This is a genomic window from Streptococcus humanilactis (assembly GCF_019448275.1).
Lineage (GTDB): Bacteria > Bacillota > Bacilli > Lactobacillales > Streptococcaceae > Streptococcus > Streptococcus humanilactis.
In genome coordinates, this window is record NZ_JAHXBZ010000068.1 from 1 (window position 1) to 203 (window position 203).

Consider the following 203-nt stretch of genomic DNA (forward strand, 5'->3'; position numbering starts at 1 on the left):
GAAGAGAAAAAACAAGTGGAAGATAAGGTCAAAGCGAAGAACCCAGGTAAGGATGTCACAGTAGGTGACGATGGAACCGCAACGGTTACAGATCCAAGCACTAAGATCAGTCACCCAATCGCAGGAAAAGACCTAGTTAACGAAGGCTTCACACCAGTGAAACCAGATGAGAAGGTTGTTGTTCAAGACAAATCCCACTTAAC

At 44.8% G+C, this 203-nt stretch carries 1 pseudogene; it reads left to right on the forward strand.

Features of this window, described 5'->3' with window-relative positions:
* Positions 1 to 203: pseudogene (locus KV696_RS10595) on the forward strand (hypothetical protein); the annotation flags it as partial.